General features: G+C 52.2%; 20 protein-coding genes. 5 read left to right on the forward strand and 15 right to left on the reverse strand.

Features of this window, described 5'->3' with window-relative positions:
- Nucleotides 1-4 precede the first annotated feature (4 nt).
- Genes DUE52_RS17515 through mce form a run of 4 tightly spaced genes read right to left on the reverse strand, consistent with a single transcriptional unit; the run spans nt 5 to nt 3,629 of the window.
- Nucleotides 5-1,381 carry a cystathionine beta-synthase gene (locus DUE52_RS17515; protein WP_114407335.1) on the reverse strand — a complete coding sequence of 459 codons (1,377 nt, stop codon included), beginning with the start codon at nt 1,379-1,381 and terminating at the stop codon, nt 5-7.
- Nucleotides 1,378-2,001 (reverse strand): DUF4276 family protein, encoded by a 624-nt coding sequence (locus DUE52_RS17520; RefSeq protein ID WP_114407336.1) that lies wholly within the window; start codon nt 1,999-2,001, stop codon nt 1,378-1,380. Before DUE52_RS17520 ends, DUE52_RS17515 begins: the two co-directional genes overlap by 4 nt.
- Nucleotides 1,998-3,158 carry an AAA family ATPase gene (locus DUE52_RS17525; protein WP_229312207.1) on the reverse strand — a complete coding sequence of 387 codons (1,161 nt, stop codon included), beginning with the start codon at nt 3,156-3,158 and terminating at the stop codon, nt 1,998-2,000. The genes DUE52_RS17520 and DUE52_RS17525 overlap by 4 nt, the downstream gene beginning before the upstream one ends.
- A 51-nt stretch (nt 3,159-3,209) precedes the next feature.
- Nucleotides 3,210-3,629, reverse strand: a complete 420-nt coding sequence (gene mce / locus DUE52_RS17530) for a methylmalonyl-CoA epimerase (RefSeq protein ID WP_114407337.1) — start codon at nt 3,627-3,629, stop codon at nt 3,210-3,212.
- Nucleotides 3,630-3,799: 170 nt separating this feature from the next.
- Between mce and DUE52_RS17535 the strand changes: the two genes are divergently transcribed.
- A complete protein-coding gene (locus DUE52_RS17535) occupies nt 3,800-4,126 on the forward strand; it encodes a HesB/IscA family protein (protein ID WP_114407338.1) in 327 nt (108 codons plus the stop codon).
- A gap of 68 nt (nt 4,127-4,194) precedes the next feature.
- Here DUE52_RS17535 and DUE52_RS17540 read toward each other — a convergent pair whose 3' ends face one another.
- Nucleotides 4,195-4,608, reverse strand: coding sequence for an energy transducer TonB (locus DUE52_RS17540; protein WP_114407339.1), 414 nt, complete (start codon nt 4,606-4,608; stop codon nt 4,195-4,197).
- Nucleotides 4,609-4,649: 41 nt separating this feature from the next.
- On the opposite strand from DUE52_RS17540, the gene DUE52_RS17545 reads away from it, so the two are divergent.
- Entirely contained in the window at nt 4,650-5,207 is a 558-nt protein-coding gene (locus DUE52_RS17545; RefSeq protein ID WP_114407340.1) for an acyl-CoA thioesterase, read from the forward strand.
- Between the two features lie 61 nt (nt 5,208-5,268).
- Here the strand turns inward: DUE52_RS17545 and DUE52_RS17550 are convergent, their stop codons facing one another.
- The 3 genes from DUE52_RS17550 to DUE52_RS17560 form a co-directional block, all read right to left on the reverse strand.
- A complete protein-coding gene (locus DUE52_RS17550; protein ID WP_114407341.1) occupies nt 5,269-5,700 on the reverse strand; it encodes a nuclear transport factor 2 family protein in 432 nt (143 codons plus the stop codon).
- 65 nt (nt 5,701-5,765) lie between these two features.
- Nucleotides 5,766-6,725, reverse strand: coding sequence for a methylenetetrahydrofolate reductase [NAD(P)H] (gene metF, locus DUE52_RS17555; RefSeq protein WP_114407342.1), 960 nt, complete (start codon nt 6,723-6,725; stop codon nt 5,766-5,768).
- 126 nt (nt 6,726-6,851) lie between these two features.
- Nucleotides 6,852-7,517, reverse strand: a complete 666-nt coding sequence (locus DUE52_RS17560) for a response regulator transcription factor (RefSeq protein ID WP_229312208.1) — start codon at nt 7,515-7,517, stop codon at nt 6,852-6,854.
- Nucleotides 7,518-8,115: 598 nt separating this feature from the next.
- Here DUE52_RS17560 and DUE52_RS17565 point away from each other — a divergent pair.
- Nucleotides 8,116-9,216, forward strand: a complete 1,101-nt coding sequence (locus DUE52_RS17565; RefSeq protein WP_114407343.1) for a ScyD/ScyE family protein — start codon at nt 8,116-8,118, stop codon at nt 9,214-9,216.
- Between the two features lie 89 nt (nt 9,217-9,305).
- On the opposite strand, the gene DUE52_RS17570 is transcribed toward DUE52_RS17565, so the two are convergent.
- The 4 genes from DUE52_RS17570 to DUE52_RS17585 all read right to left on the reverse strand — a co-directional run bounded on the left by DUE52_RS17570 (nt 9,306) and on the right by DUE52_RS17585 (nt 13,911).
- Nucleotides 9,306-10,055 carry a porin family protein gene (locus DUE52_RS17570; RefSeq protein ID WP_114407344.1) on the reverse strand — a complete coding sequence of 250 codons (750 nt, stop codon included), beginning with the start codon at nt 10,053-10,055 and terminating at the stop codon, nt 9,306-9,308.
- Between the two features lie 59 nt (nt 10,056-10,114).
- Entirely contained in the window at nt 10,115-11,275 is a 1,161-nt protein-coding gene (locus DUE52_RS17575) for an NAD(P)-binding domain-containing protein (protein WP_114407345.1), read from the reverse strand.
- Between the two features lie 34 nt (nt 11,276-11,309).
- On the reverse strand, nt 11,310-12,593 hold the full coding sequence (locus DUE52_RS17580) for a M20/M25/M40 family metallo-hydrolase (protein ID WP_114407346.1): 1,284 nt from the start codon (nt 12,591-12,593) through the stop codon (nt 11,310-11,312).
- A gap of 166 nt (nt 12,594-12,759) precedes the next feature.
- Nucleotides 12,760-13,911 carry a fatty acid desaturase family protein gene (locus DUE52_RS17585; protein WP_114407347.1) on the reverse strand — a complete coding sequence of 384 codons (1,152 nt, stop codon included), beginning with the start codon at nt 13,909-13,911 and terminating at the stop codon, nt 12,760-12,762.
- Nucleotides 13,912-14,240: 329 nt separating this feature from the next.
- Here DUE52_RS17585 and DUE52_RS17590 point away from each other — a divergent pair, with 329 nt between their 5' ends.
- Together DUE52_RS17590 and DUE52_RS17595 are read left to right on the forward strand one after the other, a co-directional pair.
- Complete coding sequence (locus DUE52_RS17590) at nt 14,241-15,260, forward strand: zinc-binding alcohol dehydrogenase family protein (RefSeq protein WP_114407348.1); 1,020 nt, start codon at nt 14,241-14,243, stop codon at nt 15,258-15,260.
- 71 nt (nt 15,261-15,331) lie between these two features.
- Nucleotides 15,332-15,916, forward strand: a complete 585-nt coding sequence (locus tag DUE52_RS17595) for a PepSY domain-containing protein (protein ID WP_114407349.1) — start codon at nt 15,332-15,334, stop codon at nt 15,914-15,916.
- Nucleotides 15,917-16,157: 241 nt separating this feature from the next.
- Here the strand turns inward: DUE52_RS17595 and DUE52_RS17600 are convergent, their stop codons facing one another.
- From DUE52_RS17600 to DUE52_RS17610, 3 genes are all read right to left on the reverse strand, one after another.
- Nucleotides 16,158-18,563: a TonB-dependent receptor gene (locus DUE52_RS17600; protein ID WP_114407350.1), complete on the reverse strand. Its 2,406-nt coding sequence runs from the start codon at nt 18,561-18,563 to the stop codon at nt 16,158-16,160.
- 170 nt (nt 18,564-18,733) lie between these two features.
- Nucleotides 18,734-19,282: a hypothetical protein gene (locus DUE52_RS17605; RefSeq protein WP_133299865.1), complete on the reverse strand. Its 549-nt coding sequence runs from the start codon at nt 19,280-19,282 to the stop codon at nt 18,734-18,736.
- A 133-nt stretch (nt 19,283-19,415) separates the two neighbouring features.
- Complete coding sequence (locus DUE52_RS17610; RefSeq protein WP_114407352.1) at nt 19,416-22,487, reverse strand: VPS10 domain-containing protein; 3,072 nt, start codon at nt 22,485-22,487, stop codon at nt 19,416-19,418.
- Between the last annotated feature and the right edge of the window lie 72 nt (nt 22,488-22,559).

Below are 22,559 nucleotides of genomic sequence, written 5' to 3' on the forward strand. Positions count from 1 at the left end.
TCGTTCAATTGGTGATCGCTGCCAGCAAATCCGCCTGCGTAATGATGTGGACCTGCTGGTTTTCGTCGCGCACCAGCAACGCCTTGTTGTCGCGGTCGATGAGTGACGACAGCACATCGACGGTGTTGTCGAGCGCGACAAATTTGAATGGTTTGTCCATCACCTCGCCGACAGTGAGGTCTTTCACGGCGGGGTCTTCGATGAGTTTGCTCAAAATGGTCGAGTCGGTCAGGCTGCCGACGATTTCGCCGTTGGTTTCCGTCACCGGAATTTGCGAAATGCTGTGCTGGTTGAGCAGCCGGATGGCGTCGCCCACTTTCAGTTCCCGGCCGACGGTCGTTAGGGCTCCTTTTCCGTTTTTGCTGCGAACAATGTCGCGGGCGGTCGAAAACTCGCGGGATTCCAGAAAACCGTGGTCTTTCATCCAGGTATCGTTGTAGATTTTGCCGAGGTAGCGTGTGCCGTGGTCGGGCAGCAGAATGATCAGCACATCGTCGTCGGTCAGGTGTTCCCGCGCCCATTCCAACGCCCCGTGCACCGCCGAACCGGTCGACCAGCCGACGAAAAGCCCTTCCTCCTTCGACAACCGCCGGGCCATAATGGCCGCGTCTTTGTCGGTCACCTTCACGAAATGATCGATCAAACTGAAATCGACGTTTTGCGGCAAAATATCCTCGCCGATGCCTTCCGTCAGGTACGGATACACCTCGCGCTGGTCGAAAATGCCGGTTTCCTTGTATTTTTTGAACACCGACCCGTAGGTATCGATGCCAACTGTGACCACATTCGGATTCTGTTCTTTCAGGAATTTGGCCGTTCCGCAAATCGTCCCGCCCGTTCCGACGCCCGCGGCAAAGTGCGTGATTTTGCCTTCCGTATCGCGCCAGATTTCGGGTCCGGTGGTGTTGTAATGAGCCGCCGTGTTCGAGAGGTTGTCGTATTGGTTGGGGTAAATCGAGTTCGGAATTTCGCGGTTCAGGCGTTTGGCCACGGAATAATACGATCGCGGATCATCGGGTTCCACGTTGGTCGGGCAAACGACCACATCGGCACCCACCGCCCGCAGAATGTCGATTTTCTCCTTCGACTGTTTATCGGCCATCGTGAAAATGCACTTGTAGCCCTTCGCAATGGCCGCCAGCGCCAGACCAAAACCGGTATTGCCGCTCGTGCCTTCGATGATGGTGCCGCCCGGCTGGATGATTCCGGCCTTCTCCGCGTCCTCGATCATCCGAACGGCGATGCGGTCTTTCACCGAGTTGCCGGGGTTAAAGTACTCGACTTTTGCCAAAACCGTCCCCCGGATGCCTTTGGTCACCTTATTCAGCTTCACCAGGGGCGTGTCGCCGATGGTATCTATGATGGAGTTGTAGTATTTCATGGTTTTGTGGTGTTGTTGTACGACGCCAGAAAAGTAACGATTTGTTTATGAAAATGGTCAAACGAGCGGGATTGTTTCGCGAGTTCTTCAAAATCAGCTTTTTCGGCGACGGTTTGCGCTACTTCCTCTATTTTCCATTGTTTTGCTTTTTTATCGCCATAAACAAATGCCTTTAGCTCATCCTGATGATTTTTTTCAAGGCTATTATTGGCAGGGCGTTTTCCATCGTCCAGTCTATATTTTTGATAAGCCAACCAATGTTCGATTGCCTGAACAGGTACATAAAGCTTAATCTGGTGTCCGTATTTCTTCAAGATTGGCTTAACGGCATTCTCAAGTTTTTTCAACTCTTTTGTATGATCGCTTTGCTCGGGTGTCTGATCGGGTCGATCTAAATCAACGCCAATTAAGCACAAAACAGCACCATCCTGGAAAGCACTTTGCCCTAACTTGGCAGCTTCGTTATAGACTTTGGATTTACTTGGTTGTTTTTTCAACAGGTCAATTTTACTTCGTTTAACCTGCAATCCAAGTGACGAAGTCATGCGCTGGAGGTAAACCGGAATAAACTTGTATTCGGAATATCCCTCAGCGATCAAGGCATACTTAATTGATTTCATAATTCTTCGGTGGGAACTCCTCCTAATAATCCATACATCCAGTTTTTGCCTAAATCATCTGTAAAATCGATTTCCTCAAGCCCATCTTCACGACTCCGTTGATGAGAGGGTTCTATGATGTCTTTCTGCAAATTCCGAACATAAGTGGCCCCTTCTTCATCTTTGTTAAAGACAAAAACTGCTTCGGGCATAGATGTGAATTCGTTCAATACATTTTCGTTATGCGTTGTCAGAATAATCTGAATGTCTTTTTCATCAGCCAAACGAAAAATGAAATTCATGACTTCATGAATCCGGCGTGGATGAATGCCTTTTTCTGGTTCTTCGAGAAGGAGAAGTTTGGGCGGATTGGGTTGGTGAATAATACACAAAAGAATCAAAAAATAAAGAGTACCTTCTGACAATTCATCTGCCCAAAAAGAAAGATTACTTTTTTCATTATGCAACCCAAGCCGTTTAAAAGTTTTATCTCCAAAAGATCTTCTTAAATAATGATCACTACCAATATCAACAGGATCAAAACTTATATAATCAAACTCGGGCAAGCACCTTTTTAAATCTTGTTCAATTTGATAGTAGTTAGTCCTGTATTTATCTCTTAATAGTTCTAAAAAAGGAATAATATTAGTTCCAAATTCATCAATATAATCGTTACCGGCTAAAATAGGATATGCTCCCCGAATCTTTTCCGGTTGAGGTGTATATATTTTTAGTTTATTTGATCTTATGTACGAAGATCTATACTCAATATCCAGCTTTTTCTTTTGCAGATCTGTCAACTCGTCTATCTCTCTTGGCTGATTATCCATCCAAGTTTCTTCTTTAACTTCATCTGCAATAATTTTATATATTCTTTTTATAAACAACTCACCATATGTGGTAGAGGTACTAATTGTAATAATAGTATCCTCTACTCTTTTATTAAATGTATGATTCCAATTATCTGGATACTTCATTACGTTATATGAGCTAAAAAACTCCAGCGCCTTCAAAAAATTCGTCTTCCCCGAGTTATTCGGGCCAATCAATAGATTGACTTTTTCAAGATTCAGTTTAACGTCTTTCAGGCTTTTGAAATTCTGGATGGAAACGCGCTTTAGCATATTCGTATGAGCTAAACCGTTGAAACGGTTTTTATTGAACGGGTTTGTTTTCATTCAAACCCACGACTAAAGTCATGGGCTGGTTACTTCTCTATTCTTTCTTCTTTACTCCTTGCTCTCCTCTTTCACTTCCTGACACAACTCCACCAACACGCCGTTCGTTTCTTTCGGATGCAGGAAGCAAACCAGCTTGTTGTCGGCGCCCCGTTTGGGGGTTTCGTTCAGGGGCGTAAATCCTTCGGTTTTCAGGCGGTCGATTTCAGCGTAAATATCCGACACCTCGAAGGCGATGTGGTGGATGCCTTCGCCCTTTTTTTCCAGAAACTTCGCAATGGGGCTGTCGGGGTGGGTGGCTTCCAAGAGTTCGATCTTGGTCTGGTTTATTTTGAAAAACGAGGTCGTCACGCCCTCCGACTCCACGGCTTCAGCCTTGTAAGGTTTTTCGCCCAACAACTTCGTAAACAAGGCATTGGAAGCCGCCAGGCTATTTACCGCAATGCCGATATGCTCTACATTCGTCAACATTTCTCCGCTAATCTCTTTAGTTCTCCGCTTATCTCCGCGAAACCGCTTTCAAGTTATAAAGTTATTTCGCAGAGTTGAGCAGAGAACCGCAGAGTTAAGCGGAGTTTTTGAAGAAACTTTTCTTTTCCGTACACGGTTTTTACCTTAGCGTCCAACTACTACGTAAGATTATGGTTTCGGTAACTGATAAAGCCAAAGATAAAATTGTTGAACTCCGCCAGAAAGACGGTTTGAACGACAACTATGCCATCCGCGTGGCGGTTGAGGGCGGGGGTTGCTCCGGTCTGATGTACGATTTGCAATTCGATACGGCTCAGCAACCCAACGACCACATCGTCGAAGACAAAGGCATCAAAATTTACGTCGACCGGAAGAGCCTGCTCTATTTGGCCGGCACCGAACTGGATTTTTCCGACGGCCTGAACGGCAAAGGATTTCAGTTCAAAAACCCCAACGCCAGCCGGACCTGCGGTTGTGGAGAGAGCTTCTCCGTCTAAGCAGCGACGGACACAATTCTTGATTAGGTTTGTTAAAGGCACCGTCGGCTTCCACGCGGTGCCTTTTTTTAGGGCTTTGGTGGAAACAACACGGGAATGTTATACTTGACCGATACGGGTTTATTCAAAACGGTTCCCGGTTTCCAGCGCGCCATGTTTCGTACCAAACGGACGGCTTCTTCATCGCAACCATATCCAAGACCTCTGATTACCCGAACGGTAGAATCCTGAATATAACCCAGCGAGTCGATTCGAAAGCTAACAAACACGCGGCCTTTGATACCGTTTTGGCGAGCCTCCTTCGGGTACCGTGTGTTTTGGTTAAAGTAAGGCTCTATGCCTCCCGGATACTCAGGACTCGTCTCAACCGGCCCGAATGTCCTGTCTTTTGCATCCTTAATTTTGACTTCCACCCTTTGCTGCTGCCCATACACACTTCCGATTAGCCCCCAAAACCCTAGAATCAGCACCAATTTTTTCATTGCTATGGTATATCGGTTAATTTGCCACAAAATAATCAAAAATGGCTCCCAAATCCGTAACCTCCTCCCGCACCACGCTCACTGAGCTGATGATTCCCTCCTACGCCAATTTTGGCGGTAAAATTCACGGCGGTATTCTGCTATCCCTGATGGACAAAGTCGCCTTCGCCTGCGCGTCCAAACATTCCGGGGCCTACTGCGTGACAGTTTCGGTGGAAGGCGTCAACTTCCGGCAGGCCGTGGAAGTGGGCGAACTGGTTTCGTTGATGGCATCGGTCAATTACGTCGGCCGGACGTCGATGGTGATTGGGATTAAAGTGATTGCCGAAAACGTTCGAACCGGATCGGTCAAACACACCAACACCTCCTATTTTACGATGGTGGCCACCGACGACGACCACAAACCGACCGAAGTGCCTCCCCTCCTGCTCGAATCACCGGACGACACCCGCCGGTTTCTGGAAGCCATGAAACGGAAAGAACTCAAGGAAATTCACCGGGAAGAATTCGACAACGAAAAATCCCGGCTGCGCGTTGAAGACGGCGGGCTGGAAGTCCTGAAAAACGAACGCTGTGTAGTGAAGAGTGAAGAGTTATGAGTTAAAAAGGGTGCGTCAGCCAACTCTTAATTCTTAACTCATAACTCTTCACTCTTCACTCCTAATTCGCCAGGCGGAGCGATTGCCAGGCGACCATCTGCCACTGCGGACCTTTTTTGACGTAAACATCCGTGTAGCGCAGTTTGGTGTTGATGGTTTGCCCGTTGTTGGCAGCCTTGACTTGACAAATACCGCTCACCACCGCCGTATTGCCATACAGAAGCACTTTGCTCTCCAGCATTTCGATCGCATCGTAGCTTTGTTTACCGTCCCGGATCGATTGGATAAACGACTGTTTGGTGTCCTGGTTGCCGTTGGAATGGTTGTAAATCAGATCATCGCCCAGCACTTTTTCCAGAACTGCATAGTTTTTAGTGACTTGTGCCTCGAAACGCTGTTTTTCAATGTCCAGAACCGCTTTCTCACCCGTGGAGGATTGGGCATAGGCAAAGGAAGAGATCAATACCCCGCAAAAAAATAGGAAGGATTTCATAGAAAGAAGAGTTTGGTTTAGGAATAAGTATGGCCAGACAAATACCCCTTCATCCGGCCAGTCGATCAGAATATTTCCCGGGCAATTTTAACAATGTTATCCGATTTTCCCATCGTGTAAAAATGGAGTCCCGGCACACCGGCTTTCGTCAGTTCGCGGCACTGCTGAATGCACCAGTCGATGCCGACCTGCCGGGCCTGTTTGTCGTCCTCACAGGCTTCCACGGCTTTCACAAAATCGGCCGGCATTTCGAGGTGAAACAGCCGGGGCAACACCTGCAACTGTTTGCGCGTGCTCAGCGGTTTCAGGCCCGGAATGATCGGAACGGTAATGCCCGCTTCCCGACAACGCCGGACGAAATCGAAATACTTCTGATTGTCGAAAAACATCTGCGTCACGATGTAATCAGCACCTTTGTCAATTTTCAGTTTCAGGTACCTGAAGTCGGTATCGTGGTCGATGGCTTCGAAGTGCTTTTCGGGATAAGCCGCCACACCGATGCAGAAATTACTGGGCGTCATGGCGTGCGAGCCTTCGTGCAGGTATACGCCCCGGTTCATGTTGGCCACCTGCGTCACCAGTTCACTGGCGTAGGCATAGCCATTCGTTTTGGGCTTGAAAGTATCAAACGGTTTGGCCGGATCGCCCCGCAAAACCAGCACATTGTCGATGCCCAGGTAATGCAGATCGATCAGGAAATCTTCGGTTTCTTCCTTTGTAAAACCGCCACAAAGCACGTGCGGCACCGGATCGACGCCAAATTTGTGCATGATGGCCGAGCAGATGCCCACCGTTCCGGGTCGTTTTCGGGTGATAATTTTTTTAACCGTTCCGTCGGGTTCGACTCGTTCGATGTACTCCTCGCGGTGGTACGTCACATCGATGAACGGAGGTTTAAACTCCATCAACGGCTCGATATTGTCTAACAGATTTTTGAGATTGTCGCCTTTGATCGGTGGGATAACTTCAATTGAAAAGATCGTTTTTCCGTTCGCCTGACGGATGTGATCAGAAACTTTAGCCATGTGCTTTTATCTGGAACAGTAGAACGATACCGGTCGCCCGGTACCGCGAATAAACCCGGCAAGGCTGTAGTTACCACCCAACCCTGCGTTGGTGCAAAAGTACGGGAAAAATCGGAGATAACCGGCTTATAGCTGTACCAACCCCCAGCGGATGGCATCGAGCACCATACCGACGCGGGTTTTTACCTGCATTTTCATAAAAACCGACTCCCGGTAGCCATCGACGGTTCGGGCACTGACACACATTTTGTCGGCAATTTCGACATACGTCAGCTCGCTGCACGCCAGCTTCAGGAACGTGAGTTCACGGTCGTTGAGGTTAAAAAGGGCCGCCGGGGTGCCGTTTTCAGTGGGATTCAGGCTCCGGACGAGCTGGGTGGTCATGAACTCGGAATAGTGATAGCCTTTGGTGCGCAGGTCGTCGAGCGCCAGCCGCAGTTCGGCAGGTCGGCAACCTTTGAGGAGGTAGCCCCGAACGCCATTCCGAATCATCCGCACGATGTTCTCCTCGCGATCCATCATCGAGAGAGCCAGCACTTTACAGGTCGGGCAATGTTCTTTCAGATACGCTGCGGTTTCAAAACCGTCCATCTCGGGCATGTTGATGTCCAGCAACACAATATCGGGGCAGTCGCCCTGGCTCAGGTGCCGGATCAGATCGCGGCCATTTTCGGCCACAATGCGTACTTCGTAGTTGTCGAATTTCTGAATCAGGTCAGCCAGGGCCTGAGCCAGCAGGCGGTGGTCATCGACAATGGCGATGGAGGTTTTTAAGGCGATAGAGGTTTCCACAGAGACAGCGTTTAGTCAATGGTTTGAAATTAAGGCAAATCCACACTCCATGCAAGTCGTCTTAACCAATTGTCAGACCGTATTTTTACCTATAGTCCGACGTTCAGTGACTCCTCGTCCGGTGATTAGGTTTCAATATGATCCATTTTGCCGTTCAATAAATTCTTTGCCCGGTTATTCAAATGAAACCGCCCTCAATACGGCCAGCCGCGGGCCAATGAACCCCAAATAGGCGGGCGGTTTTACGGGAATTTTCCGACTAAATACGGGAATTTCCCCGTCTTGCTTTCCTCGATTCTCATCCCTCAAAACCTTTTTCCAGACTACTGACAGCGACTCAAGGTGTACAACTACCTACCGGATTACCCATTCCGCGATAGAATGCAGTTACGTTCTAAAACCGACACAACCTCTCCTCCGGGCCAACGGAAAACCGGTTGACCGGCCAAAAATGCGGTTCTACGCTCGAAAAAAGTCACCAGATAATAAATTAGCGTAACATTCCCCCTATTCTCGGACTAACTTGCGGCTCTTGCAGTTTTTGTCCGAGTTCTACTTAGCTTGATTCTTTTTTTTCAATTCCTAACCATTTTTACGCATGAATACCAGACATTTTACACTCCGATCCCTACTGGCGCTGTTGGTGGTCAGCACGCTGATTTTTGGCGTTACCAGTTGCTTCAAACAGATTCAGGATCACCAGTTCCCGAATCCGACTACGTTCTCAGCCGTTCAGGGTCCGCCGGTAGCCAGCGGCCTTAGCTCGCCGATTGGAATGGCAGAAGATAACAAAGGGTATCTGTGGGTTACGGAAGCCGGCAGTGGAACGGCCAGCCCCGCCAGTGGCCGGGTTTCGGTCATCACCCCCGGCGGTACGTTTACCGCCATCACCGGTTTTCTGTCCGCCGAAAGTCCGGAAGGCTCACCCGAAGGGCTCAACCACTTGGCTTACAGAGACGGCAAGCTATACATTTTGCACGGCGTCGATGACGCGCTGTACATTGCGGATATCTCTTCATTCGTTCCGGGCGTGACGGCTCCAATTCCGTTTGGTTCATTGACCAAAATCGACATTGGTACATTTGTGCGGCAGGAGCATCCGAATGCCCCCGACCCGAAAGATTCGAACCCTTATAATTTAACCTTTGGACCGGACGGGGATCTGTTCATTGTCGATGCCGGTGGAAACGCCATCGTACGTCGGGACAAGGATACCGGAGACTTGAGTATCTACGCGATTTTCCCGGATGTGCCGAATCCTATTTTTGACCCTTTGGATCCATCGACCGGCCCTCCGACCATCGACCCCGTACCGACCGGTATCGTCTTCAACGGAACCGACTTCCTCGTTACCACCCTGGTGGGCTACCCCTTTCCGGCCAATCTTTCGACCATTTACAAAGTAAGTGCCATGGGTACCGCTCCGATTACACCGGTCGCTTATAAAACCAAATTCTCGGCCCTGACCGACATCGCGCTGACATCGGGAGGCAAAGCGCTGGTGACTGAATTCGGATTCTCAACCACCCCACGGGTTGCCAACGGCGATGTGGATGGTGACAGCTCGGGCGGAACGTTGTTCTCGGGGGCTTTCCCGTACATCACGCCGGTAGATATACTGGTCAGTAACACCGCCGATACCTATTTTGTCCTGTATTACGGTTCAGGCATGATCGTAAAATTCACTGGAGGCAACTGATTTTAAAGTAGTTACTAATTAAAAGCGGCAATCCCATCACCCGGAATTGCCGCTTTTAATTTGTAAAGGTTATGCCGGATGACCCTGGCTTACAACGTCAGCAACACCCCCGCCGACGCGTAATTGATCCAGGTAAAGGTATAAATTTCGTCCGTATCGGCTCCGCCCTCAACGACCCGGTAGCCCAGTTTGAAACCCAGTTTCGGGCTGGCTTGGTAGACCGCTCCCAAAAAAACATCTTCAGCCCGACCTGCCTTTGCCCCCAGCGCGTCGCCCTCCAGCAGTACGCTCCAGCGATCACCGGGCGAATAGGCCGCGTAGAAATTCAGCAACGGCACGAAGCCTACATTGTCATAATTGGCTTTACTGACCTCATTCTCAAACCGCGTGTCGGCATCCCGAATTTTAGCGGTAAAACCCGCGCCCACCCGCCAGCGGTCGTTAGCCACAAAGTCGTAGCGGTACGTAAGCCGGTAAGAGTTAAATTTGTAGTAGGCCGTCGCCGGTTGATTGGCCGGAAACAGGACGTTGTTAAAATTAATATCCTGGTCGAAATTCCCCTGATACCGAACCGTCAGGGGCGCATACAAAGCCGAAATCGTGTGCCGGTTGGCAATGGTATACCCCAACCGGGCGCGGTAAAAAACCTTGGGTTCTGCGCTTAGCTGCTTCGATAAATCAACCAGCGTGCCCCCCTGATTGGGAATCCGAACATCCGTGTAATTCGTTCCAAGAACCAGCCCCGATTCGAGATCAAGTCGTAGTTGGGCCTTCGAGGGCAACGTCAGTAACAGCAATAAAACCGGGGCAAGCGTCCGCGAAAAAGAAAGAAAGTTCATAAAGTTTAGCCTGTGAATACACAAGCTAAACCCTCCACGAGCCAAATGGTTTTGCCGATTTATACGGGCGTCGGTTCGCTCCGGTTCAGTGCCGCCCCAACCAGACGGGACGCTGCCCGAACACCAATGGTGAACCCCAAATAAGGCCCGAAGGCCAATCCGGCCGGAAAACTGGTAACGTACAAACCGGGTACGCTGCTCTGAAAACTCTCGTCCAGCACCGGAAAACCGTTGTTGATGGTCAGCTCATTCAGCAGCGATTCATCCAGAAAGGGCAGCCGCCGAATGTCGACCTGATAGCCCGTTGCGGCAATCACCGCATCCACCGCCAGTTCTTCGCCCGAATCCAGCGTTATGGCTAAACCCTCCGGTTTTTCGGTGACAGCCGTCACCTGCGTCCGGGGGTGGAGGCCAACTTCCGGCTGGGAAATCCGCTCCGCCAGCCAGGGTTCCAGCTTCAGCCGTCCCTCCGTCCACAGATTCAGGCGATGCATTTCCTGCTCCTCGGCCGACAGGTTCCGAAACCAGCCGGGCTGATCGACCATGCCTTCCACCAGCGTTTCGACCCACGACCAGTCCGATGGAATGAATTGGGGCGTATCGTGCCGGTAAGAGAGATCGATGCGGGCGGCACCGGCTTCACGCAGGAGGGCCGCCCACTCGAACGCACTCTGGCGACCGCCCACGATCAACACCCGTTTACCCTGATAGTCAGCCATATCCACCGCATCACGGGTGTGCCGAAGCCGATCCGCAGGAATCAGGTTCGACAACGGGACCGGAATGTGGCTGTAGGAATAAAACCCGGTCGCAATCACCACCTGCCGGGCCGTCACCGTCGAGCCGTCATTCAATACCGCCCGAAAATGACCATTGTCCCGACTCAGTTGCGTCACATAGGCCGTCTGCACCGGAATTCCCGCTCTTTCCACAAACCAGTCGGTATACGCCAGATACAATTCCCGCAAGAGCGGTTTTTCCGGCTTGGGCGGTTCTCCGCGTTCGGCCAGAAAACGTTCGATGGTCCAATGACCGTCGGGGTCCAGGTGCCATTCGACACCCGAGCGCAGCAGCATTCCGGCGGGCATATGCTGTTTCCAGAATTCCATCGGATGCCCAATCACCCGGAAATCGTGCTGCCGGTTTTGAAGATAGGATGCCAGGCCCAGCCCAAACGGGCCGGCCCCAATGATCAGGGTTTCAGGAGAAGGGTTCATCATGATTTAAAGAGGTCGCAGGGTTTTGTTGGATGCGTCAGCGCGTCAGGCGATACAGCAGTAAAGCCGCCCGCTGAATCAGAAACGGGTATTCTTTCAGATTGATGTTTTCCTCAATGCTATGCGCGCCTTTTCCCGATGCGCCGAGTCCGTCCAGACACGGCAGGTATTCTGCCACGAACGAAACATCCCCGGCTCCCCGCGACCCCGGATCACCCGCCAGCACCGGCCCCAGACCCATGTCGCGGCTGATCTGATCCACTACTTTTCGCAGGTTTTCGTTTTTTTCCGACGGTTCCATCGCCGGAATGCCGTCCTGAAACGTGATCGTTGCCTTGGTCAGCGGCAGGCTTTTTTCCACAATGTCGCGCATCCGGGCGCGGGCGCTTTCTTTCTGTTTTTCCGAAATAAACCGCAGATCCCCTTTCACCAGCGCCGACGGGGCCACGATGTTGGTTTTTCCGGTGGTTTCGCCTTTGGCAGATTTGTTGTCATATCGCACTTCCGACCCGCCGACCATCAGGCCCGGATTGAACGTCAGGTATTGCTCCTGCCCCAGTGTTCGCCGAAATTCGTTCAGAATCCGGGCGGTTTCAAAAATGGCACCGTAGCCCAGATCACTGAAAATCCGCGACGAATGCCCCGTTCGGGCTACCACTTTCAGCGTCCAGCTACTCGAACCGCGCCGACCGGTGGTGACGTGGGTCAGTCCCTGCGCCCCTTCGAACGCCAGCGCCAGGTCGCATTTTTTGGCTCGTTCGATGAAATCACGCCGACTTTCGGGGCCGCCACTGCTTTCTTCGTCGCCCGTGAAATAGGCTGTAATCGAGACATCGTCCAGCAGTTTCTGGGCGTGTAATGCTTTCAATGCCGCCAGAATGAGCACGTTACCGCCTTTGATATCGTTGGCTCCCTGACCCGTAGCCGTCGAATCGTTCACCCGCGTAAAGGGCTCAAACGGAAGGCTTTTTTCAAAAACCGTATCCAGATGTCCGATTAGAAACAGCTTCTTTCCACGTTTTCCCTGCCGGGTGGCCACCAGGTGACCGGCGCGGTTGAGGGAGTCGGGCAGGGTCACCCACTCGGTTTTGAAACCCAGTTTTTCAAATTCATCGGCCAGGAGTTTGCCGTTTTCCCGGACGCCCTCGAGGTTGAGCGTTCCGCTGTTGATGTTGACGGTTTTTTCCAGAAACTTCTCCGTTTCCGGGTGAATTTGCCGGACGGTTTCAATCACTTTCTTCTCAGTGGGCGAAAGCGATTGGCTATAAACACCGGGGGCGATGCATAGCAATAGGAGTACGCGAACGTAGAGTTTGGTCATAGCTCAGAATAAGCAGGTTGTTTCTCAAATTAAGCAGCGAATTTCATAAATGCTTCTTTTTTGAAAAACATTCCTTCAAGCATCAACCAGGGGGATTAATCTCCTGCGCGTGGGAAGTCTGCGTCAGGTGAAAGCAATAAAATTCTGCAACAACAATACCCGGTTTTTACACCTCCTGCGAACTGGCAACCGGCTGCGGAACACAGACAACCCGCTGGGCAGAAACGATTTGTCCGGCTTGTGGTCGTCCCAGATTTTTCAGCATGTTAACGTGCGAACCCAGCGCATCCATCAGCGAGGTTTTCTGGTAATACGGGAGTCCGAATTCCTGCGCCGTGGCCTGCACGATGGGCGCAATGGCTGGGTAATGTACGTGGCCAATCGACGGAAACAGATGGTGTTCAATCTGATAATTCAGCCCGCCGATGAACCACGACAAAGGCCGGGAAACCGCAAAATTAGCCGTGCTTTCCAATTGGTGAATGGCCCAGGCATTTTCAATGTTGCCCTGATCGTTCCGAATCGGCGAATGCACTTCTTCAATGATGTGCGCCAACTGAAAAATGACGCTCAGCACAAAGCCCGCAACAAAGTTCATCAGCAGAAAACCGAGTGCCCATTGTCCGAACGTGATGTCGGTCAATGCCAGGGGCAATACGCCTACAAAAACGACATAAAACAGCTTGCCCGCCAGCAAAATCAGAATTTCGCGCGACGAAAACGGCTTGGTCAGTTTCGATTTAGACTTCCGGTTGAACTCCCCGATCTGTTTGAAATCTTTCACCAGAAAGGAGAAAGTCATCAAACCGTACAGCAAAAAAGCATAAATGTGCTGGTAGCGGTGCATTTTTTGCAGACGTTGCTGGTCGCACAGCCGCAGAAACGGTTTTCCCGTAATATCGCTGTCCAACTGGTCGATATTGGTGTAGGTATGGTGCAGGGTGTTGTGCTGAACTTTCCAGTTATAGACGTTGCCGCCGAGCAGATACAGACTGCCGCTGAACAGCGTGTTGACCCAGGGGGAAGTTGAAAACGAACCGTGGTTGGCGTCGTGCATGACCGACATCCCCACGCCGGCAATCCCGATTCCCATGATGCCCGACAGAATCAGCATCGCCCAGGCTGGAAATAAATTGGTCAGAATCAGGATGTAAGGAACCAGATACAGGCTGAGCATAAAAATCGCTTTGCCCACCATGGGGGAGCCGCCTGATTTGCAAATGGCATTTTCCTGGAAGTACTGCTCAATTCTCGTACGGAGTACCGGAAAAAAAGTAGACTTGTCTTTGTTCAGAAACTTTACGTTTGTAGTCGTCATATTCAACTTACTGGGTTACTAGGCACTTGTCAACCGATTATTCACTGACGACTGTATCGCTCCCCTACTTCTAAATTGTGCTTATTGTTACTTTGGTTAACAATGTATAACCTATAACGATGAAAACCGTATTTTATACTGTGTCTATTAAATATATATATTAATACCACTTCCGGTTTCGTCCTCCGTTTGGTTCATCAAAAGCATACGATCGCTGCCAGTATGATAAAATAGCATACGAATCGGGTATTAAAACAGAACCGATCTTCAACTATTTGCTTTTCCTTTGCAGGAGAAATAGAAGCGGGGCAAATGACACCCGACAAAAAATGGAAACACTCGTATGCACCACACCGGGCCAGTTTGAATACCGTCCCGGCATAAAACCGGAACTAACGCCGGGCCACGCCATTGTAAAAATTCAGCGCATCGGCATCTGCGGAACCGACCTGCACGCCTTTGAAGGAACGCAGCCGTTTTTCGAATATCCCCGGATTCTGGGTCACGAACTGGCGGGTGAGCTGGTCGATTTCGACGATGCACCCGGTTTTCAGAAAGGCGAACGGATTACGTTCATGCCCTATTTCTACTGCGGAACCTGCGTGGCCTGCCGCGTCGGAAAAACCAACTGCTGCGCCCAGCTTCGGGTTTCGGGTGTTCACATCGACGGCGGTATGGTCGAATACCTGAGCGTTCCGAGCTATTCGCTGATTCACGGCGACGGCCTGAGCCTGGACGAACTGGCCCTGGCCGAACCGCTGTCCATCGGTGCCCACGGCATTCGGCGGGCGGATGTGCAGCCCGGTGAGTTTGTGCTGGTGGTGGGCGCCGGGCCGATCGGTCTGGGAGTCATGGAGTTTGCGCGCATCGCGGGCGGTCAGGTCATCGCAATGGATGTCAACGAATCCCGGCTGGCGTTTTGCCGGGAGAAACTCCGGGTGCCCTACACCATCGACGCCCGCTCGGCCGATGTGGCTGAACAACTCCGCGAAATGACCAACGGCGACATGCCAACCGTGATTGTCGACGCCACCGGCAACCGGACGGCCATCAACAACGCGTTCCCGTATATGGCCCACGGCGGGCGGTATGTGCTGGTCGGTTTGCAACGGGGCGACGTCTCTTTGAGCCATCCGGAATTTCACAAACGCGAAGCCACGCTGATGAGCAGCCGGAATGCCACCCGGCAGGATTTCGAACACGTTCTGGCCTGCCAGAAAAAAGGGCTGATCGATCCGGTTACCTACATTACACACCGGGTTCAGTTTGGTCAGGTTAAGGATGAATTCTCCGGCTGGCTGAATCCGGCCAACGGCGTGATCAAAGCGATGGTAGAACTCAACAACTGATTCGGCAGAGCCGGTTTTTGATGCAGAAACAATAGGGTTCCCGCGCTGAATTTGGTATCTTGCCTTTACGTATGAAAGACATTAAAGACCGCTCGCGCAGGCTTCGATTCTACCGAAAAATTCACGGTGTATTGGGCGGAACCCTCTTCTTCTTTTTCTTAATCATTGCGGTGACGGGGCTCCTGCTGGGTTGGAAAAAACATTCCGGCGGGGTATTACTAGCGAAATCGTACAAAGGCGTTTCGGCCGATCCGAAAACCTGGCTACCCGTCGATTCGCTCCAGAAAATTGCGTTCAACACCCTGCGCGATTCGGTTTCCGCCGAGCTGTCGACTGAACTGGACCGGATCGACATTCGTCCGCAGAAAGGCATGGTGAAATTCGTGTTTGCCGATCACTACGCGGGCATTCAACTGGATTGCACTACCGGTCAGGTCTTACACATCGAAACCCGCCGGTCCGATTTCATCGAAAAACTGCACGACGGTTCCTACCTCGACGCCCTCATCAAACTGGATGAACAACCGTTCAAACTCCTCTATACCAGCATCATGGGTATCGCGTTGATTCTGTTTTCAGTCACCGGTTTTTACCTCTATTACGGCCCGAAACGGATTCGCCAGGAGAAGCTGACGCGGTCGGCCAAGTTGGTTTAAGGTTTATGGTTATTACCCCTAAATCCCCTGAAGGGCAGGGCTGTTACGTTCTTCCGCTTTTCGCCCCCAACCCCCTAAAGGGGACTTTAAAATCCGGATGTTTTAGCCCGGCACCGGCCGCCCGGCCTTTAGGGGGTTGGGGGCGAAAAGCGGTTCGAAATTGCCAACTTTAACGCTCATGATTTCCAGAACTTAACAGCCCTGCCCTTCAGGGGATTGAGGGGTAATAACCAAAACCGCCCTAAAACCTCGCCCGCAGCGAAACGATGACGTTCCGGCCCGGTGCCACGATTCCCGAGCTGTAGGGACGATACCGCTGATCGGTGAAGTTTTCCACCCCCGCATTGATCGACAACAGATCCGTGAGTTGGTAGTGCGCTTTGAAATTCAGTGTGTACCAGCCCGGCGAATACGGTTTTCCGTCGGCGTCGATGGCGTACATGTAATCCTTGCCCTGTTCTTCCTGCGCCAACTCGCTGTTCGCCACCTTGTCATTGTACATCCCGTAGAGTTCCAGCCGCATTTTTTTGGCCGTATAACTCAGCCGCGTGATGCCGAACCAGGGAGCCGCATGGCGCAGCGGGCTGGTGGTGCCGTCGTCCAGTTCTTCGTCACCCTTCTGGTAGGTAAAGTGTGACGACAGACCGAATCCGGCGGGGAGCTTGATTTCCAGACCAGCCTGAATCCCGTAGACCGTCGCTTTGGCCGCATTCTGAATCGCCTGAACCTGACTCAATTCGCCATTGTACTGAATGCTGTCCTGACCGTTCAGCGTGAAATTCCGCCGAACCAGCGCGTTGTCCAGATACGTATAATACGCCGTCAGGTCAACTTTTACCCGGTTTCCGAAGACTTTGGCAACGCCCACTTCCGCATTGTAGGCATACTCCGCCTTCAGATTTGGATTGGGAATGACCACCGAACCCGGCTCCGATTCGAACACCTTCCCGACATCATCGACGTTGGGCGAGCGAAAACCGGTGGACAGATTCGCACTCAGGCTCCAGGTGCTGGCCGGATGATAGACCAGTCCCGCGCTGCCGGTCAGGGCGCCGTTGTTGAGTTTCGCGGTGGTAAACGGGAACGGGTAAAACGTGGTTTCAAACTTCGAATTCAGGACAAACTGGTTGTAGCGCGCTCCGGCCTGAAACGTCACTTTGTCGCTGGCTTTTAACTGGTACGTCAGGTAAGCCGCATACGATGCCCAGTTCGATTTGGGGTAGCGCGGGGCACCCGGAACGGACACATTCGTGACAATATCCAGATTCGTAGCCGTCGAAATCACGTCGTTGTAGATCGCTTCCAGTCCGTAAAACAGCTTCTGTTTGTCGTTCAACTGTTTGTTGAAGTCGATACTGGCCGAAAAAGCATTCACCTTTTCGAGCGTCGTCCGCCGTTCCGAGTCGTTCAGATCGCGGTCGATGCGGCTTTCTTCAAAAAACTGGTGGGCCAGCCGGATGCTCATCTGGTCGTATAATCCTCCACTTGCGGTATTCGTGATTGTGAGGTTGTTCATCATCCATTCCTGCGGGCCGTAGTTCCATTCCGCACTGCGCGGCAGATTCCGGCGGTAGCGCAAAAGCCGGTCATATCGCGCGTAGTTGGACGTGGTCGAATACTGAAAACCGTAGTCGAAATCCCAGCGGTCGTTCGGTTTGAACCGAATTTTCTGCATCAGATTGATCTGCGAATAGCCCGTTGGACGCTGCACCCGCTGATCCTTGTTCTGAATCACCCGGTCTTCGCTGTCGATCCGCTCGACGTATTCCTTGCGGAGGTATTCGTCCGGCCCGTGCGCACCCATGCGCAAATCGCCGAAATCGTTGTGGGAAATGCTGGTGGCAATTCCCCACTTTTTCCAGCCGACACTGACGTCGGCGTGGCCGGTCAGCTCGCTGTTGGCGGACGAATACCGCCCCACCGCCGAACCCGACACCAGCGGTTTTGCACTGTCCGACAATTTGGGCATCAGCGTGTAGAAACTCATCACGCCACCAATGGCATCGCTGCCGTACATGACCGAACCCGGCCCGAAAACCACCTCCGTATTTTCGATGGAAAACGGATCGAGCGAAATCACATTTTGCAGGTTCCCACTCCGAAAAATTGCGGTATTCATCCGAACCCCGTCGACCGTAATCAGCAGACGGTTGGTCGAAAAACCGCGAATCATGGGGCTTCCTCCGCCCTGCTGGCTTTTCTGGATAAACACTTCGCCGGATTGGCCCAGCAAATCGGCCGCCGTCTGCGGATTCTGAAATGCCACCTCTTTGGCGGAGATCGTCGTAATTTTGACCGGCACATCCCGGCTCGACTGATTCCAGCGGTTGGCCGTCACCACCACCTGATCAAGCGACAGCGACGACGGTTTGAGATAGAAGGAAAAACCGGGTTTCGCCAGCTCGTCGTAACTGACGGTTTGGGTCTGGTAGCCAATGGATCGGATCTCGATCCGGTCAGCGCCTTTAAAAGCGGTGATATCTACCTTGCCTTTGGCCCCCGAAAGGAGCAAAACCGTCGGGTCCTCGCTCGAAAGAGTCACCAGTTCGAGCGGCCGGGAATCTTCCCGGTCTTTGATGGCAATCACTTGGGCGTAGCTTTCCGCATAGGCCCCAAGCAACGCCCAGAGAATTATAATTTTTTTCATAGCTAACCGGTTAGGAAGACACGAGCGGAAAGAGCTGAGAAGAGAGACACCCCCTTGATCACCAGGAAAATACTCTATACTCTTTTGTCTTTATTCTCTTGTCTTCGGCATTCGTTTCACACATTCAGACACACGCATTCAAAGCTGACGGGAAATGGTCAGCCCGAAAATCAAACGTACATGATGTGAAACGACCGTTCAGGCGGAAGCTGCGGAGGAGTGAGGGCCACGTAGAGGGCAAACTGGTTGATAAAACCGCCGACCCTCGGTTCAGGAAACCAGTTGGTCGGGAGCGAAATCCAGGAAAGCAATTCCTGGCAGAAAAGCGGTTGTAAAAAGGGGGAGGCTTCGGTCGATTCTTCTTCTTGCTGCGCGTCTTTTTCGAGCGCTTCCAGCGACGCCAGTTGCCGGTTCAGGCGGGTTTCTTCTTTATCCCACCAGCACTCGTAAAATACACTGTCGCCGACCACCGTCGTTGCGATCAGGTCATACATCTGCCCCTGGTATTCAAACTCGCGGTCGTGTTCCCAGCGCAGATTGGTTTTGATTTCGGAAACCGCCAGTTTCAGGGTCACCCGCTGCGATTCCGTACGACCCTCTTCCAGACGGTTTTCCACGTCTTTCCTGACCCGGTATTTTTGGGATTGCAGGAGCGTATAGGTTCCCCAGAAAGGCAAACCCAGCGTCATCAGGAGCAGTATGAGTATCGACGTCCTCAATCCGGCAAATGGGTAAAGAGCGTAAAAATTAGAGCAAGCGGAACACGGGATATTTTAAACGAAAAAAATAAGAACCAGCTAACCGGGACTTTCGTCCTGATTAGCTGGTGATGGGCAGGGTTAGTTAGTCAATTTACAAACTCTTGATGGTCTTCGTCTTCAGAATCGACTCCAGTTCGCCCAGGTGCTGATTCAGTTCTGCCGACAGTTCTTCGTACACTTTATACGAGCCATCGGTCGGTTTGGCATCCCCGGTTTCAACGCTCCGCCACAACGACGCCAGGCGGTTGTTGAGCTTGATCGGGAAGTTCAGCGGATCCTGACCACTCTGGTTGCGAATCTGGTACAGGTTTTCTTCCACGATGCTCAGTTGTTCGATGATCTTTTTGTTGGCCGGGCTGTTGGTTTTGCCCAGTTTTTCTTTCAAATCCCGAATCTGAACCACCGCGTCGTTGGCCTTGCTGGTCTGGTCACGGAGTTTAATCGCCAGTTGGAATTGTTCCTGAACGTCGGCATCGGTTACGCCCTTCAAACGCGGATCAAGCTTGATTTCAAACGGTTGCGTGAGGGTTTTGCCAGCGGTTGTGAGCCGGATCTGGTATTTGCCCGAAGGAGCCAGCGGTCCCATCGTGGGCCGGGCACTCCAGACAATCATGCCCTTGAACTCGGTGGCTCCCGGATACCGCATATCCCACTCGAAGCGGTTCAGACCGGCATTTTTCGTCGGCGGTTTTACGCGTGGAGCGCGTGGATTGTCCTCTTCCATCTCGGCCGCCGGTGCTTTCTCTCCCGCTGCCGGTGCATCGACGCTTTCGAAACTGCGAACCAGATTGCCTTTCGAATCCAGAATTTCAATTTTCACCTTGTCGGACGGTTTCGCCAGGTAATACTGGAAAACCGCATTTTGAACCCGACGGACAGCACTATACGGTTTGAAAAAATGCACGTCGGCTTTGGCAACTTCGGGCGAAAATTCCCGAATCGGAGCCACATCGTCCAGCACATACATCGAACGACCGTGGGTACCGATCACCAGATCTTTTTCGGTTACGATCAGATCGGAGATTTGGGTGTCGGGCAAACCCAGTTGCATCGGCTGCCAGTTGTCGCCGTCGTTGAACGACACATAAACGCCGTGTTCCGTACCGGCATACAACAAACCGGGCTTCGTCATGTCTTCCCGAACCGTGTGGGCGTAATGCCCCGCACCAATGCCGGTCACGATTTTTTTCCAGGTTTTTCCGTAATCATCCGTTTTCCAGAGATACGGCGCGCGGTCGTCCATCTGATACCGTTTGGCGGCAATGTAGGCCGTTCCGGGTTTGTGCCGCGAGGCATCGATGATGCTGATCCGGGTGTGCTTCGGCAAATCTTTCGGCGTAATGTTCTGCCAGGTTTTGCCATGATCGCGGGTGATGTGTACCAGCCCGTCGTCGGAACCGGCCCAGATCGTGTTGACATCGTGGAACGAAGGCGCGAGCGCAAAAACCGTCGCGTAGATTTCCGGACCGTTCATGTCCATCGTAATGACCCCGCCACTTTTTCCGAGTGAGGCCGTATCGGCCAGCGTCAGATCCGGGCTGATTTTCTGCCACGACTGTCCTTCGTTGGTCGACATCCAGACGTGTTGCGAACAAACGTACAAGCGGTTCGGATCGACCGGCGAGAACACGATGGGATACGTCCACTGCCAGCGTTCGGGCAACGCACTGGAGGGTTCGCCGGAGAAAAACCGGGGATACACCTGCACATCGCGGGTCTGGCCGGTGGCGCGGTTGTAGCGCGTCAACAACGCCCCCTGGCTACCGGCGTAGAAAATGTCCGGGTTTTTCGGGTCCTGGGCAATGTAGCCGCTCTCTCCTCCGCCAACGTCGTAATACCGCTCCGATTTCTTGAGTGAATTGGACCGGGCCTGCATGTGATTCCAGCCTTCGCTGGCCACGGCCACGGTTGAGTTATCCTGCTGAGCACCCGCCACATGGTACGGAAAATCATTGGTCACCGTGATGTGGTACAACTGCGCCGTCGGGAAGTTTTCATCCGTCCAGGTTTTGCCGCCGTTCACCGAAACCGTTCCCCCGCCGTCGTTGGACGACACCATCCGCATCGGGTCAGTCGGGTCGATCCACAGGTCGTGGTTGTCACCGTGGGGCACCGTAATCGTTTTGTCAAATTTCACCCCGCCGTCCGACGATTTGAAGAAACCGACATTGAGGCAGTATACGCCATCTTTGTCTTTCGGATCGGCGTAGATGCGCGAGTAGTAGAACGCCCGCTGACGCAGTTTCCGCTCGGAGTTAACGTATTTCCAGGTCATCCCGGCATCGTCCGACCGGTATACCCCGCCGTCGTTGGCTTCCACAATGGCCCAGACGCGGTTGGGATCGACCGGAGAAACCGTCACGCCAATTTTGCCGACCGGCCCTTTCGGCATCCCCGGTTTGTTGGTCAGTTCGGTCCAGGTGTCGCCCCCGTCCGTCGATTTGAACAAACCGCAGGCACCACCGCCCCCCCACATTTTGTAGGGCGTGCGATACACCTGCCAGATCGACGCGTAGATCACTTTCGGATTCGTGGGATCGATGATCAGGTCGGCGGCTCCGGCCTTGTCGCCTTTGTACAGGACTTTTTTCCAGGTCGTACCGCCGTCCGTAGTCCGGAAAACGCCCCGCTCTTCGTTCGGGCCGTAGGGGTGGCCCAGAGCCGCTACGTAAACCGTATTCGGGTCGGTGGGATGCACGCGAACCCGGGCAATGGCCTGCGTATTTTTCAGACCGATGTTCTTCCAGGTTTTGCCCGCGTCGGTGGTTTTGTAAACGCCATCGCCCTGCATGATGTTGCCCCGAAACTGGGTTTCGCCGGTTCCGATGTAGACCACATCCGGGTTGGTTTCCGAAACGGCCACCGCCCCCACTGAAGAACTTTGCAGTTGACCATCGGTAACGGGTGCCCAGGTATTCCCGCCATCGACGGTTTTCCATAAGCCACCACCAACCGCGCCAAAATAGTATTCCTGTTTGCGCGAGGAACTCCCCGAAGACCCCAGGGAGCGACCGCCCCGGTTGGGACCAATGTTGCGCCAGGTCATTCCTTTAAAATGCAGGGAGTCGGTCGCCAACACCGGCGAAGACGACTGAGCCGCGGCCGGCTCGGTCAGCAGAAGCCCCCCTAAAGCCGTCAGAATGAGACAGTGGTGTAATTTCATAGACTGTTTTTTCAAAAAAAGTATGTAGGGTTAATTTAACGCTTCATCAGGAGATCCGGATGGGTTATTTAT

The sequence above is a fragment of the Larkinella punicea genome (genome assembly GCF_003334855.1).
Taxonomy (GTDB): Bacteria; Bacteroidota; Bacteroidia; order Cytophagales; family Spirosomataceae; genus Larkinella; species Larkinella punicea.

Bases quoted from the DNA above. Each gene is read 5' to 3' on its own strand.
- DUE52_RS17515 (WP_114407335.1), bottom strand. From the start codon at position 1,381: ATGAAATACTACAACTCCATCATAGATACCATCGGCGACACGCCCCTG.
- DUE52_RS17520 (WP_114407336.1), bottom strand. From the start codon at position 2,001: ATGAAATCAATTAAGTATGCCTTGATCGCTGAGGGATATTCCGAATAC.
- DUE52_RS17525 (WP_229312207.1), bottom strand. From the start codon at position 3,158: ATGAAAACAAACCCGTTCAATAAAAACCGTTTCAACGGTTTAGCTCAT.
- mce (WP_114407337.1), bottom strand. From the start codon at position 3,629: ATGTTGACGAATGTAGAGCATATCGGCATTGCGGTAAATAGCCTGGCG.
- DUE52_RS17535 (WP_114407338.1), top strand. From the start codon at position 3,800: ATGGTTTCGGTAACTGATAAAGCCAAAGATAAAATTGTTGAACTCCGC.
- DUE52_RS17540 (WP_114407339.1), bottom strand. From the start codon at position 4,608: ATGAAAAAATTGGTGCTGATTCTAGGGTTTTGGGGGCTAATCGGAAGT.
- DUE52_RS17545 (WP_114407340.1), top strand. From the start codon at position 4,650: ATGGCTCCCAAATCCGTAACCTCCTCCCGCACCACGCTCACTGAGCTG.
- DUE52_RS17550 (WP_114407341.1), bottom strand. From the start codon at position 5,700: ATGAAATCCTTCCTATTTTTTTGCGGGGTATTGATCTCTTCCTTTGCC.
- metF (WP_114407342.1), bottom strand. From the start codon at position 6,725: ATGGCTAAAGTTTCTGATCACATCCGTCAGGCGAACGGAAAAACGATC.
- DUE52_RS17565 (WP_114407343.1), top strand. From the start codon at position 8,116: ATGAATACCAGACATTTTACACTCCGATCCCTACTGGCGCTGTTGGTG.
- DUE52_RS17570 (WP_114407344.1), bottom strand. From the start codon at position 10,055: ATGAACTTTCTTTCTTTTTCGCGGACGCTTGCCCCGGTTTTATTGCTG.
- DUE52_RS17575 (WP_114407345.1), bottom strand. From the start codon at position 11,275: ATGATGAACCCTTCTCCTGAAACCCTGATCATTGGGGCCGGCCCGTTT.
- DUE52_RS17580 (WP_114407346.1), bottom strand. From the start codon at position 12,593: ATGACCAAACTCTACGTTCGCGTACTCCTATTGCTATGCATCGCCCCC.
- DUE52_RS17585 (WP_114407347.1), bottom strand. From the start codon at position 13,911: ATGACGACTACAAACGTAAAGTTTCTGAACAAAGACAAGTCTACTTTT.
- DUE52_RS17590 (WP_114407348.1), top strand. From the start codon at position 14,241: ATGGAAACACTCGTATGCACCACACCGGGCCAGTTTGAATACCGTCCC.
- DUE52_RS17595 (WP_114407349.1), top strand. From the start codon at position 15,332: ATGAAAGACATTAAAGACCGCTCGCGCAGGCTTCGATTCTACCGAAAA.
- DUE52_RS17600 (WP_114407350.1), bottom strand. From the start codon at position 18,563: ATGAAAAAAATTATAATTCTCTGGGCGTTGCTTGGGGCCTATGCGGAA.
- DUE52_RS17610 (WP_114407352.1), bottom strand. From the start codon at position 22,487: ATGAAATTACACCACTGTCTCATTCTGACGGCTTTAGGGGGGCTTCTG.